Raw genomic sequence first — 13923 nt, 5'->3', positions numbered from 1 at the left:
GTTACTTCTTAGTAAAAGGGAGAATTGTATGAAAACAATTAATATAAAAGGAGAATTACTAGAACTGTCGCAACCTATTGTGATGGGAATATTGAATATTACTCCTGATTCATTTTTTGCAGAGAGTCGCAAACAGGGAGAACAGGAAATCGTTACCCGTGTAGCAGAAATATTAGCACAAGGAGGTAAAATTGTGGATATAGGAGCACAATCTACACGTCCTTCGTCTACATTATTATCATCAAAAGAAGAGATAGAACGCCTAAAACCGGTATTGAATATTATAAATAAGGAATTCCCCGACGCTATTCTCTCGGTTGACACATTCTATAGCGACGTCGCTCGTTTTTGTGTAGAAGAACATGGTGTTGACATTATAAATGATATATCGGGAGGTGAAATGGACAAAAATATGTTCGACACCGTTGCCTCGCTCAATGTCCCTTATATCCTTATGCACATGCGTGGCACACCTCAGACGATGAGCCAATTGACAGATTACAACAATCTTGTTCAAGATATTTTTTACTACTTCTCTAAAAAGATAGCCGAGCTACACCTCAAAGGCGTAAACGATATTATAATAGATCCGGGTTTTGGATTCAGTAAAACTATCGACCAGAATTATGAGTTGATGGCTTCATTGAAAGGCTTCTCTATTTTTGAGCTTCCTTTACTTGTGGGCATTTCCAGAAAGAAAATGATCTACAATTTAATAGATTCAACAGCAGAAGAAAGCCTCAATGGGACATCCATCCTGAACACTTTTGCCCTACAGAACGGAGCTGACATCTTACGTGTGCACGATGTAAAAGAAGCGGTAGAAGCAGTAAAAATTACAGAAAAATTAAAAGGGTACAGCTTATAGCAAATACCCTTTTCTCATTTTATTATTTGGGACTAATTCTTTTGAAGCGTTCCATTGTTTTCAAAACATCGTTTACGTAACGTGTCGTTTGTCCGGCTCTGAAGTATCCACTTTTACATACAGGATCGTTATAATATTCGGGATTTCCTTTTAGTTCAAGATACTTCTTCACATTTCCTTCCCATATATAAGGGTTAGCTCCATATTTTTGAGCCAAGGCCTGCGCATCATTTATATGTCCATTTCCTCCATTATAAGCTGCAAGCAAGAATTTCTCCCGCTCCTCTATGCTACTTACTTTAGCAAATATTTTGTCTAGCCTGTCGAGTAGCTCTACGGCAGCACCTATACTTAAATCGGGGTTCATGCGATCTTCACTTTTCAGACCAAGAGACGCTGCTGTGCGTGGCATCAATCCCATTATTCCGGCTGCTCCCGCCCATGAGGTGAGATTATTCTGAAAGCGAGACTCATGATAGCATATCGCTGCCAAAAAACGCCAATCGTACTTTGTGCCTTTAGCGTGCTTTTTAAACAGTTCGTCGTAGATGGAAATTGCGCCTTTAGGTAGATTCTTCGGGATTTCGTATTCCCCCTCAAAAGTCTGCTTACTCAGCTCGAAGTATTTTTTAATAATTCCCTTATAAACAGGAGTATTCCCATTCTGCTGGAACCATTCATTTAATGCTTTTGCCAACTGGGGAGAATCTTTCCGTACAGCCCATGATGACCGTTGATCGAAACTGATCTGAAGCGATATATCTATATTCCGATAATATGTTTTGTTCAACTTGGCTATATATTCATCACAGATTGTATATTTTATCTTTCCTTGAGATACCATTTCGATGAGGTCTTCACTAGTAATCGTATCCTCATTTACAGGATGAATGTTGATACCTCCTCCCAGTTCGGAATTCAGATTTAGCAAGCGTTGATAATATTTTGTGTTGTCTTCCACATAGACCTCTTTGCCGATCAAGCCCGTTACATCTTTTATGATAGTATCTCCCTTATTTGCCTGTTGGATTAATACCTGATGGGTTATTTGTTGGAGTCCGCAATATAGGATAGAATCTTTAAGCCCTGTCTGTATAGGTACAGCATAGGCAATGAGGTCGCCTTCACCATTATTCAGCATCTCCACAAGCTTAGTTGTATTCTCCGCTACCTTTACTTTCAATGTCAGCCCATAATGATCGCAGAAATCCTGAGCGAGGTCGTAATCATACCCCATAGGCTCTTCTTTGTATATAAAGTAAGATGTAGAGGTGTTGAGCGTAATAATGGTCAGTTCCTTCTTTTGTTTGATCTGCTCAAAATCATAGGGAGTCTTCTGTTCTTTCTTTTTACAGGCCGACAAGAGACAAAGAACTATCAGTACATATATACAACAGAATTTTCTCATGTTTTTATCAGTTGAGATTTAGGTATTATATATAATTAATCTTATTATAAAAATAAGATCAGGCTATCTTCGTATCTGTTTATATTCTGTAGCTCTCCTGTTTAAGAAGCACTGAACGGATAGAAACGAAGGCTTCCTATTTCATGAAAACCTCCGTATCAATTCTTATTTTTTATTATCAAAATTTCATATCCTGCGAAATCATATTTTCAACTTTCGCATTATATTCGTCAATTACACTATTTACTACATCTGCGGCTGTAGGAAGGTCTTCAATCAGTGAGCTGACTTGTCCTATCTCAAGTTCGCCTTCCGAAAGGTCTCCTTCAAAAATTCCTTTCTTAGCACGTCCACGTCCTAAGATTCCACGCATTTCTTCTACTGTTGCTCCCCTGTCTTCTGCTTCCTGTACTATATTGTAAAAATCGTTCTTTATTAGTCGCGTAGGACTAAGTTTTTTCAATGATAGAATAGTATCTCCTTCTTTAAGATTTATACACAATTCCTTAAACTCCTTAGAAGCCGAACTCTCCTGTGTAAGAGCAAACCGAGTACCCATCTGAATACCTTCCGCCCCTAATGCAAAAGCAGCCAACATAGCACTCCCCGTTCCTATACCTCCCGCTGCAATAAGCGGAATCGATATACTTTTTCTTACTTGCGGAATCAGCACCATCGTGGTAGTCTCTTCACGCCCGTTATGTCCTCCGGCTTCGAACCCTTCGGCTACTACAACATCTACCCCTGCCTCTTCACATTTTAATGCGAATTTAGAGCTGGAAATAACATGTGCTACTTTTATTCCATTATCTTGAAGCTTTTTAGTCCAAAGCTTAGGATTACCTGCCGATGTAAATACAATCTTTACCCCTTCGGATATAATAATATCCATAATCTTTTCTATCTCAGGATACATTAATGGCACATTTACACCAAAAGGTTTATCTGTAGCTGCCTTACATTTTTGTATATGCTCGCGCAATGTTTCGGGATGCATAGACCCGGCTCCTATAAGCCCAAGTCCTCCGGCATTACTGACTGCCGAAGCCAAACGCCAACCACTGCACCAAACCATACCTCCTGATATAATCGGATATTTTATACCAAATAAAGATGTAATTCTATTATTCATTCTTTTCATTCAATTTGTTACGTATTGCAAATTTAGGAAAATATTGAAAATGGAAGTATAATCCAAAGACTAAAGCTCACTCTTTTTGTTGAATATAAGATTACAACGCACTTTTATGTAAATAAATTATCTTATAATAGGGGAAGCACTTCGTTCGTATATATGACAAGCAAGGATAAAGAGCAGAATATATCCAGAAAGTGACAATAAATAAAGGTCTAAAAAGTGTCACTTTTGTCACCTTTTGCTTTATTGTTAGAATCTGTTGAGCAGAATATGTAGAACTTTCAAAAAACAAACGAATTAATTCCATATATTTGAACAGTCAATCATTCAATACATTATCTTTCTATTTATGAAAAACATATTATCAAAATTAAGCTGTTTATTGTTAGTCGTTCTATTTATCTCATGCGGATCTAAAGAACAAAAAGAGACCGGGTGGACATCTCTGCTTGATAAAGATTTGTCACAATGGGATATGTATCTGAGTTATGAGATGAAAGACAACTACAACGGCAGTGTTCCATTAGATACAAACGGAGACACAATCAAACCGATAGGATATAACAATAACCATAAAAATGTATTCACCGTAATACAGGACGGTGACGAACCAATATTAAAGGTTAGCGGGGAAGTTTACGGATGTGTTTTTACGAAAGAGAGTTATAGAAATTATCATCTCCGCCTAAAAATGAAATGGGGAAACAAAAAATGGGAGCCAAGACTAAATAAGTCTTTGGACTCGGGAATACTGTACCATTCCATCGGAGAGTGTGGTGCCGACTATTGGAGAACATGGATGACAAGCCATGAATTTCAACTAATACAGACCGGCACTGAGGGCAGCAGCGGAGACTATTGGTGTATCGGACAAACTCAGATGGATGTGCGTGCCAGAAAGGATTCATCGAGAGTCGTATTCGACAATTCAGCCTCTTTAATCCCAATCGGGGTTAACTCTCCTCACGGCTACTACTGCGCAGCAAAAGGCACAATAGAGAAACCCAAAGATGAGTGGAACGACATCGAGCTTATATGCTACGAAGGCAAAAGTTTACATATTGTAAACGGCAATGTAGTAATGGCATTATCCAACCTTCGCTGCCTGAAGAATGGTGAAACAAAGCCATTAGTAGAAGGCAAAATACAATTACAGAGCGAAGCCGGAGAGGTATTCTATAAAGACATTGAGATCAAAAAGATAAAAGAACTGCCGACAGAATATCAGCAGTATTTTAATTGATAATAAGAAGGAAAGGAAGCTATCTTTATTTTGTAGCTTTAGACTTTTTATAGATAGCCTGCAATTTCTTATTATTAAGCTCTATGCTGAGAGTAGACTGACTAAGATCTTTCTTCTTTTTCCTATCTGAATAAGTTACCTCCTTCTTCACAGGCAATGTTATAAAACAGACGCCTTTGTTGTCAAGAATAGCTTCTATGGAGTCTGTAACAGGAGTGTAAAGCACACTGCGTATTTTATCTGCTTTACGTCCTACTGTCAATGAATCTGCAATATGCTTGCTCAATAGGTCTTTTGAGGTATAGAATTGGCTTAAGGTATCTACTGATAACTTTTGCATTCCCTTACTATTAACAGTAGACATAGCAGTAAAGAAATCTGTCAAGGTTTTCTTCACTTCATCCAGATCTTTTCCTTCGAGCGTTTTCAGCTGGCTAAGATAGTCGTAACGTTCCTGAGCCAAGGCAACGTACTCTCCATCAATCCGTCCGAGTTTTGAATTTTCCAGATAAGCTAAATAAACATCTGCCGAGTTTTGAGCTTGAGCTCCAATCCAACTCAACGAATCTATCACATGCCGAATATCTTTTAGATAAGGTGTTTCAGGATGATCTTTGAGGAAAGCAAACAGGGCATCTATATCATTCGAACTTCTGAGCTTTTCCCAAGCTTTTCGTTCATTGTCACGTAGTTCTACAATCTTTTGATAGGCCTCCTCACTGTATTTTCCTTCAGGGTATTTTACCAAGTATTTAGAATATCCCAAAGGCGTGTTTTCTTCAATACATTTGTTCCAATATGCAGTTTCAGTTGCCAACGTATTCAAATTCTGTTGACGCAAGTAGCCACCTATCACCCCTACTATCATGAAGATAATGAGCCCTACAAAGAAGAATATTAATAACTTCTTATTTTTACGGAAAAATGTATCCTGATCATTTTCCTGTGTTGAAGGTGAAGTCTCATCTTCCTCTAAGATATCATCAGAATTACTTACTTCGTCTTTGTTGGCTTCTTCATCAAGCTCAGGAGATATTACTGCCTCCTCATCTGCCGACAACAAACCAGCAGGATAAGAATTTTGTGCAATTTCCTGACAATCTCGACAGAACATTTCATCATCTTGTGTATCTTTACCACAAAGAGGACATTCATTATTGCCACTATCTGACATATTTATGTTATTTTATTGTTTATTCTCAGCATGTAAACAATCCTATTCGAGGATTGTTTACTCATCTCATTTTCTATATCTCCTCAATTGACATGAGGCTATTTTTATTGTTACTAAATTACAAAACTTTTTTTGATATTGACTGTTTCTAATATTGAATATAAGACATGTTACAAATTTACACAATTCGTACTCAATAAACATTTATATGTCATGGACGTCATCGCTATTATAGAAAAATATTATAAGAAAGATTCTGATCTATACAAGATACTGATCAGACACAGCAAAGAGGTAATGAACAAAGCTCTGGAAATCGCAAAGAAACACCCGGAGTTAAATGCCGATCTCCAATTTATAAAGGAAGCTGCCATGCTTCATGATATAGGTATTTTCCTTACCAACGCTCCTTCTATCGAGTGTAATGGAATAGCTCCTTATGTGTGTCATGGATATTTGGGACGTGAGTTATTGGATGCCCAAGGATATCATCGCCATGCATTGGTTTGTGAAAGACATACAGGCGTGGGCATTTCTCTCGAAGAAATAAAAGCAGAGAACCTGCCTCTACCGCATCGCGATATGCAACCGATAAGTATTGAGGAAAAGATTATATGTTTTGCCGATTGTTTTTATTCAAAGACAAATCTGGGAGTAGAAAAGTCAATAGATAAAATAAGAAAAGGCCTAGAAAAGCATGGTACAAACTCCGTTAAAATATTTGATGAATGGAGTCTTGCTTTTTTATAAAAGACAGATTATTTTTCAGCCAAATACATAGAGCAAACACCAAGCGTATAAGTCTTGTATATTGCTTTTCGGAAACCATTTTTCAATAGAGTCTCTGTCATATCTTTTCCCTGAATAAAAGCTTCAATTGATTTTGGCAAATAAGAGTAGGCTGTTTTATCTTTTGATATCAATCGCCCAACTGTAGGTATAAATAATCTCGAATACAACCAATATGCCTGCTTCATGGGGAAATGCTGAGGAGTGCTAAGTTCTAGAATCATCAATTGCCCTCCCGGCTTAAGAACTCGTAGAATCTCTTTTAATCCCTTGTCTAAATCTTCGAAGTTACGAACACCAAAAGCTACAATGGCCGCATCAAAGGAATTATCTTCAATACTCAACGCCATGCAGTCTTGCTTCTCGAAACTTATTTTATCAGACAAACCCGCCTTTGCTACTTTTTGACGCCCAACATTCATCATGCCTTCAGATATGTCGATTCCCAGAATATGCTGAGGAGATAATATATCATAAGCCTGTATAGCAAGGTCTCCGGTACCGGTGGCGATATCCAATATATGTTGAGGGTTATTCTTTTTAAGCATAGACAAACCCTTCTTACGCCAACCTATATCTATGCCCATGGACATTGTATGGTTTAGGGTATCATAGTTTTCGGCGATGGAGTCGAACATCCGTTCTACCTGTGCTCCCTTATTCTCAGTAGAGGAATAGGGTACTACTTTTTCGGCTTTATAGCTCATTATCTTTTATGGAATATAATTGAAGTAGACTTCAGTTGAAGATCACGCATTCTTGAGATAGAAGAAAGTATCTTCATCTTGAATTTCCTGTATTTTAGTTCTGTTTCCCTCTGCAATAATTCTGAATGGATCGGTTGAGTTATCAACCAAAAGCCAATAATCGGAGATAGGAATAAATAGCGAAAATAGATTCCGCATTCCAGCAAAGTAGCGTCTTACCACAACATCATCAGGAACATGATGCCCTCCAAAACGCACGCGCTGCTCTACCCTTTTTATCGCTAATTCTGGCGATTCGAGCCAAAAATATATAAGTGTTACAAAATAGCCCTCGGCTTGTGCCCGCCTAATAAAGTTGACATACGACTTGGTCGCCAATGTGGTCTCTATAGCAAAGTCTTCCTGAAGACGCATCATTTCATTCATGCGCATAAGCATGATACGACCGGCTTCAATAGCGACTTTCTCCGGCTGAAATGGAGACAATCCTTTGGCTATTTCATCGGCGTTGATAAACTCTTTACAGTCGAGCATTTCAGGAAACATGGCGTATGATGCGGTTGTTTTTCCCGCACCATTACAGCCAGCTATAATATAGAGATTTGGCATCCGTTTCTATCCTCTCTTTTTTAGATATCTGCTAATGTTTTCTTCGATACGTTCCGAAACATTACTTACATCGGCTTTTATAAATGGTTCTCCGACTATCTTCTCGTATAGTTCGATATAACGTTCTGATACACTATTGCAATATTCCTCTGTCATTTCCGGAACAGTCTGTCCTTCTTTGCCTTGGAATCCATTATCCATTAACCATTTGCGAACAAACTCTTTAGATAGTTGTCGCTGTTCTTCTCCCTTTTCAAACAAATCCTGATAAGTATCAGTGTAGAAATAGCGAGATGAGTCTGGTGTATGAATTTCATCTATCAAATAAATCTTTCCATCTTTTTTACCGAATTCATACTTTGTATCTACAAGAATCAGGTTTTTCTGTGCAGCCATTTCTGTACCGCGTTGGAAGAGTGCATAAGTATATTTTTCAAGCTGTTCGTATTCCTCTCTACTAACTAATCCTTGTGCAATTATCTCTTCTTTAGATATATTTTCATCATGACCTTCATCCGCCTTTGTTGTAGGAGTAATGATCGGTGTAGGAAACTTTTGATTCTCTTTCATCCCCTCAGGAAGAGACACTCCACAAAGAGTTCTTGCGCCTGCTTTATATTCACGCCAAGCACTACCGGTCAGATAACCACGAATTACCATTTCTACCTTATACGGCTCGCAACGCAACCCTGTTGTTACCATAGGGTCTGGTGTTGCTAATTTCCAGTTAGGAACAATATCGGCTGTGGCATCCAGAAATTTCGCAGCAATTTGATTCAGCACTTGTCCTTTGTATGGTATACCTTTTGGTAACACAACATCAAAAGCCGAAATACGGTCTGTCGCAATCATCACTAATAGGTCGTTACCTACAGAATATACATCCCTTACTTTTCCATGATAGACATTTGTTTGCCCATTAAAATGGAAATTGGTATTAACTAGAGTACTCTTCATTTGATTTAATTTTTAATTTCCATGTTTATAACATATAAACGCCAAAGCCGTTCATTTTCCTGAGTATATTTATTTCTTTATATTCTTATCTTTTTATTAGAATATCTTTATCCCTTTGTTTATCAACGACAAACAATTTTAGGATTACTCTCTCCAAAGGTAATAGAACTATGTTAAAAAAACAATGGCAAAATAAAGAATAAGAGACTTTTTGTAAGATTTAATAAAATTTCAATTTATCGTTTTTTCTTGCTTCAAATTTATATTCTTACGCTCGAAATTTTCAGAACTTATACCCTAACAATAAACATACTCCCTTATTTTTAAATCCTCTATCATTGAGAAGAGAACTCAATTTAGTGTCTTTACGGCTGATATTTGTGAAACCATATTCAAAATCAAACCCTATAGTGTATTTCTCAAATTCAAGTCCTGAACCAAACCTTATGCCAATGTCTAATTTTTTAAATCCATTTTCTCCAAATGAATCTTGGCTAGTCTCAACATCTTCACCTTCGGCTTGCTTATGAGTTATCTTTAGCCTTGTTTTACCTCCTATGCCGTAGGCGAAATAAGGTCCGCCATGAAAATATAAACTAAGATTATCTTCTATTTCAAGTTTATAGGCAATCAGAAAAGGAATCTGTATGTATTTAAGAGTAAAATCCTGCTTCCATTGTTTTACTCCATTTCCTAAAGTTTCGGCGCTTTTATATACCACCCCTTTTGTTATAAAGCTGACTTCTGTTTGCAGATAAGCGTTGTCTCTGAATTCATATTCGGCAGTGAATCCAAGTTGATAGCCGGCATGTAATTTTTTACTAATATTCGGTGCAACATTCAGTACGCCACTATATAGGTTTCCTCCCCCTCTTATCCCAAATCGGAAAGGAGGCTCATCCTGAGCAAACAAAGAAGTAAAATAAAAGAATAGAAAGATTGTTGTAAAAAGTCTTGTCGTAGTCATATAGTTTTTCTGATTATAAAGTTCCGATCAGATAGATCGAGACATGTTTAGGTACTATGAATTAAATAAACCTCAGTTTATTTATCTGTATATCCAATAGCTTTTACGAAATGTGTGTTTTGTAATATCGTAAATCTTACATTATATGCAAAAGATCATGCTAGTCTTTTCAATAACTCAAATAATATAAATATCTTTTTTGTAAAGTAAATAATTGTCTTTAAATATAATAAACTATGGCTCTAATGTTTCCAATTCTTTCATCCACAAAGCCACAGATGCATCACTCGGCATTCGCCAGTCACCTCGTGGAGACAAGTTTACAGATCCTACTTTCGGACCATCAGGCAGACACGAACGCTTAAACTGTTGAGAAAAAAACCGCCAAAAGAATGTTCTAAGCCATTTCAATATCTCCTCAGTAGTATATTGTTCTGCAAAAGCATGCTTAGCAAGAAAATATATTTTTGAAGGGGGAAACCCAAATCTCAATACGTAATATAAGAAGAAGTCATGCAAGATATATGGCCCTACCACATCTTCTGTCTTTTGCAAGATCTCTCCGTTTTCATCCATAGGAAGCAGTTCGGGGCTAACAGGAGTGTCCATTACATCAAGAAGCACAGCTTTAGACACCTCATCCATATGTGTATCAGCAATCCATCCCACTAAAGTACGCACAAGTGTCTTCGGAATACCCGTATTCACTGCATACATCGACATGTGATCTCCGTTATAGGTGCACCATCCTAATGCCAATTCCGAGAGGTCTCCCGTTCCGATCACAAGCCCATTCACTTTATTCGCATAATCCATCAGTATTTGGGTTCGCTCACGAGCCTGAGAGTTTTCGTAAGTTATGTCATGGGTATTTACATCGTGCTCAATATCTTTGAAATGCTGAATCACGGCATCTTTTATAGATATCTCTTTAATCGTTGTTCCTAACGACTGCATCAACTTAATTGCATTCGTATAAGTACGATCAGTAGTCCCAAAACCCGGCATTGTGATACCGATTATATTCTCTCGAGGTATATTCAGTCTGTCAAATGTTTTGGCTAAAACAAGCAATGCCAATGTAGAATCAAGACCTCCTGAAACACCAATTACTGCCTTTTGAATCTTGGTATGCAGCATCCTTTTGGCTAGGCCGCTAACTTGTATTGAGAATATTTCCTCACAACGTTCATTCAGCGTCCCATCATTTGTCGGGACAAAAGGTGTAGGAGATACAAATCGCCTCAATCCATATTTTTTTATATTTGCTTTTTTATCCTTACCCAATTTATCTGAAATAGATTTTGAAATAAGGTTTTTAGACACAAAAACATCTCTAAATTCAATCCCTTTTATAGCTGCATATTCGGATAAAGAAAATGATTTATTCTTCAACCGATCAATGCGTAACCGGTCAATATCTATATCTGCAACAGTAACTTTACTATCGAACGAAAAACGTTCTCCTTCAGCCAAAATCGAACCATTTTCTGCAATCATACTACTCCCGGCAAATATTATATCGGTAGTAGACTCCCCGTTACCCGATGCAGCATATACATATCCGGAAATGCAACGTGCCGATTGTTGGCTAACGAGAGATTTTCTATAAAGATGCTTACCTGTGGTCTCGTTACTCGCCGAAAGATTAAAAATCACCTCTGCGCCATTGAGGCAAGAGATACTTGATGGCGGTATTGGAGTCCATAAATCTTCACACACGTCAATTGAGAAATTAAACAACTCCGTTTTAAAGACAAGATCAACCCCCACAGGAACAGAACGGTTACATAAGGTAATTGTTTTTTCTTTTAATTCTTCGGATGATGAAAACCATCGTTTTTCGTAAAACTCATTGTAGTTCGGTAAGAACGTTTTAGGAACAGCACCCATAACACGCCCGCCACTAACTACTACCGCCATATTATAAAGTCGATTGGATACAGCAATAGGCAGTCCCACTAACGCCACAATAGACAGATTGCGGGTAGCATCACAGATACGATTGAGTGATTTCAAGGCTTCTTCGAGCAACAAGCTTTGTAGAAAGAGGTCTCCGCAAGTATATGCGGTAATGGATAGTTCAGGGAAAACTATTGCCGAAATGTTATCTCCTTCAGCCTTATTTATGAGTTTTATGATTTCGTCAGTGTTGTAATCGCAGTCTGCAACTTTCAAAGCCGGAGAAGCTGCTGCCACCCTTACAAATCCGTGGTTATTCATACAAATATTATATTTTTACAAACATACAAAAGTTTTTTATTAATCACTTATTATAAAACATATTTAGCCGGCATACTATTTTCTCTTTAACTTTTTTGATGCATCAAAAATTATTTATCTTTGTGTAATCCTAAAAAGCAAATACTATGGACTTTAATATTGACATAACGCAAATTCTGAGCGCATTTGTTGTACTTTTCGTACTAATCGACGTATCCGGCTCAATTCCGATCTTTCTTAGTTTCAAAGGAGAAGGCAGAGACATAAACCCGCTACAGGCTGCTATCTACTCTTTTATAATAATGACAGCTTTCTTATTTGTGGGGAAATGGGTACTCAACATGTTCAATGTAGAAGTATCATCTTTTGCCGTTGCAGGAGCATTAGTCATATTTATTATCTCTATAGAAATGATATTTGGAGTCGAAATATTTAAGAATGATGCACCGGGAGGATCAAAGACTCTTGTCCCTATTGTATTCCCATTAATAGCCGGTCCGGGAACATTTACAGTACTGCTATCCATGCGTGCAGATTATGACGTATCGAATATAATTATTGCCCTATTTCTTAACATGATAATCGTATTTCTTGTACTCAGGTATCTGAAAGTAGTAGAAAAGTTGCTGGGATTAGGAGGTGTATATGTTTTGCGTAAATTCTTTGGAGTTATTGTAATGGCAATATCAGTAAGCCTGTTTACCTCAAACATAAATACCCTGATAGAAAGCCTCAGCGGTAAATAACACATGAGCTGGAAGGATTATCTATATATCCAAAAGGGAGATAGGATAGCGATCATATTATTACTGGTTCTTATCGTCATCTCCGGTGGAATATACATTCTCGTTTCCATTGAGAAAGAGAGTGATAAAACAATCTGTCCAGAATCTGAAAAAGAATTTCATACATTTATAGAAAAGCTAAAAGACAGGGATTCAACAACCTCCTATCCAGAAAAAAATCAGATACAGAAAGACGACACACATTACACAGCGTATCCTCATCAGGAGAAGTTAAAAACAGGTGAAACAATAGAGATAAACAGTTCCGACACTACTGATCTAAAAAAGATACCCGGCATAGGAAGTGCCTTCTCTAATAGGATCGTGAAATACCGCAATCTACTGGGTGGATACAACAATCTGAATCAGCTGAAGGAAGTGTGGGGGATGGATGATGATTTATTCAACAAAATAATACCCTATCTGAAAGTCGTTCCCAACACTGAAAAGATAAAAGTCAACACAGCCTCTTTTGAAGAATTGAATAAACACCCATATATCAAATACAAACGAGCCAAAATCATCATAGATATACGAGAGCGAAAAGGCAAAATAGAGTCTATGGATAGATTGTCTTTGCTCGAAGAGTTTACAGATAGCGACACAAAAAGGCTAACCCCGTATTTGTCTTTTGATTAAAATAAAAAAACAGTAAGAAATCTTACTGCCTCCACTAAAAAAATATAACAAGTCAAAACCTATTTCACTATTACTTTTTGGGCAACCTTTCCGGCCTTCAATATATATATGCCTTTAGGAATTTCAATATTGCACACCCCCAAATATGTTGTAAGGTTTAAGCTTCTTACCTTCACACCCAATATACTATAAACTTCAAGATAGCCGGTCGTTGGAACATTTTCCATTGTTACTTTAGAGATACCATTGATTACAACCTCCAAAGTCATCGTATTATCTTGCTGCTCGCCCACAGTACGAAATGGGTCTGAAGGAAACTCCGATCTAGCCGAATTGGCTGATAAAGAGAGTCCCGCAAACAACGCAATGAATAATATTTTTCTAATTCCTGTCATGAATCATACTCCTAACAAACA

The 13923-nt window shown here is 37.5% G+C and carries 14 protein-coding genes; 5 read left to right on the top strand and 9 right to left on the bottom strand.

Features of this window, described 5'->3' with window-relative positions:
- Positions 1–28 precede the first annotated feature (28 nt).
- Positions 29–868, top strand: a complete 840-nt coding sequence (gene folP / locus HMPREF9456_RS01930) for a dihydropteroate synthase (RefSeq protein WP_006841765.1) — start codon at positions 29–31, stop codon at positions 866–868.
- A 22-nt stretch (positions 869–890) separates the two neighbouring features.
- Here the strand turns inward: folP and HMPREF9456_RS01925 are convergent, their stop codons facing one another.
- Both HMPREF9456_RS01925 and HMPREF9456_RS01920 read right to left on the bottom strand, forming a co-directional pair.
- Positions 891–2276, bottom strand: a complete 1386-nt coding sequence (locus tag HMPREF9456_RS01925) for an MltF family protein (RefSeq protein WP_006841764.1) — start codon at positions 2274–2276, stop codon at positions 891–893.
- 178 nt (positions 2277–2454) lie between these two features.
- On the bottom strand, positions 2455–3408 hold the full coding sequence (locus HMPREF9456_RS01920) for an NAD(P)H-dependent flavin oxidoreductase (RefSeq protein WP_026176992.1): 954 nt from the start codon (positions 3406–3408) through the stop codon (positions 2455–2457).
- A 355-nt stretch (positions 3409–3763) separates the two neighbouring features.
- Here HMPREF9456_RS01920 and HMPREF9456_RS01915 point away from each other — a divergent pair, with 355 nt between their 5' ends.
- The gene (locus HMPREF9456_RS01915) at positions 3764–4657 is read left to right on the top strand and encodes a 3-keto-disaccharide hydrolase (RefSeq protein ID WP_018074683.1); all 894 of its coding nucleotides are present in this window, start codon (positions 3764–3766) and stop codon (positions 4655–4657) included.
- A 25-nt stretch (positions 4658–4682) separates the two neighbouring features.
- Here the strand turns inward: HMPREF9456_RS01915 and HMPREF9456_RS01910 are convergent, their stop codons facing one another.
- Positions 4683–5831 carry a hypothetical protein gene (locus HMPREF9456_RS01910; protein ID WP_006841761.1) on the bottom strand — a complete coding sequence of 383 codons (1149 nt, stop codon included), beginning with the start codon at positions 5829–5831 and terminating at the stop codon, positions 4683–4685.
- Positions 5832–6044: 213 nt separating this feature from the next.
- Here HMPREF9456_RS01910 and HMPREF9456_RS01905 point away from each other — a divergent pair, with 213 nt between their 5' ends.
- Positions 6045–6581: an HD domain-containing protein gene (locus HMPREF9456_RS01905; RefSeq protein ID WP_006841760.1), complete on the top strand. Its 537-nt coding sequence runs from the start codon at positions 6045–6047 to the stop codon at positions 6579–6581.
- An 8-nt stretch (positions 6582–6589) separates the two neighbouring features.
- On the opposite strand, the gene ubiE is transcribed toward HMPREF9456_RS01905, so the two are convergent.
- The 5 genes from ubiE to HMPREF9456_RS01880 form a co-directional block, all read right to left on the bottom strand.
- The gene (ubiE, locus tag HMPREF9456_RS01900; RefSeq protein WP_006841759.1) at positions 6590–7327 is read right to left on the bottom strand and encodes a bifunctional demethylmenaquinone methyltransferase/2-methoxy-6-polyprenyl-1,4-benzoquinol methylase UbiE; all 738 of its coding nucleotides are present in this window, start codon (positions 7325–7327) and stop codon (positions 6590–6592) included.
- A gap of 42 nt (positions 7328–7369) precedes the next feature.
- Positions 7370–7936, bottom strand: coding sequence for an ATPase (locus HMPREF9456_RS01895; protein WP_006841758.1), 567 nt, complete (start codon positions 7934–7936; stop codon positions 7370–7372).
- Between the two features lie 6 nt (positions 7937–7942).
- Positions 7943–8893, bottom strand: coding sequence for a phosphoribosylaminoimidazolesuccinocarboxamide synthase (locus tag HMPREF9456_RS01890; protein WP_006841757.1), 951 nt, complete (start codon positions 8891–8893; stop codon positions 7943–7945).
- A 283-nt stretch (positions 8894–9176) separates the two neighbouring features.
- Positions 9177–9860, bottom strand: coding sequence for a porin family protein (locus HMPREF9456_RS01885; protein WP_006841756.1), 684 nt, complete (start codon positions 9858–9860; stop codon positions 9177–9179).
- Between the two features lie 234 nt (positions 9861–10094).
- Complete coding sequence (locus HMPREF9456_RS01880) at positions 10095–12083, bottom strand: NAD(+) synthase (protein ID WP_006841755.1); 1989 nt, start codon at positions 12081–12083, stop codon at positions 10095–10097.
- Positions 12084–12229: 146 nt separating this feature from the next.
- Here HMPREF9456_RS01880 and HMPREF9456_RS01875 point away from each other — a divergent pair, with 146 nt between their 5' ends.
- Positions 12230–12829, top strand: coding sequence for a MarC family protein (locus HMPREF9456_RS01875; protein ID WP_006841754.1), 600 nt, complete (start codon positions 12230–12232; stop codon positions 12827–12829).
- A gap of 3 nt (positions 12830–12832) precedes the next feature.
- A complete protein-coding gene (locus HMPREF9456_RS01870) occupies positions 12833–13507 on the top strand; it encodes a ComEA family DNA-binding protein (protein ID WP_006841753.1) in 675 nt (224 codons plus the stop codon).
- Positions 13508–13566: 59 nt separating this feature from the next.
- Here HMPREF9456_RS01870 and HMPREF9456_RS01865 read toward each other — a convergent pair whose 3' ends face one another.
- Positions 13567–13902, bottom strand: coding sequence for a T9SS type A sorting domain-containing protein (locus HMPREF9456_RS01865; protein ID WP_006841752.1), 336 nt, complete (start codon positions 13900–13902; stop codon positions 13567–13569).
- Positions 13903–13923 lie beyond the last annotated feature (21 nt).

Source organism: Dysgonomonas mossii DSM 22836 (assembly GCF_000213575.1).
Classification (GTDB): Bacteria; Bacteroidota; Bacteroidia; order Bacteroidales; family Dysgonomonadaceae; genus Dysgonomonas; species Dysgonomonas mossii.
Note: the sequence above shows the minus strand (reverse complement) of the source record. Positions and strands in the feature narration are given on the sequence as shown.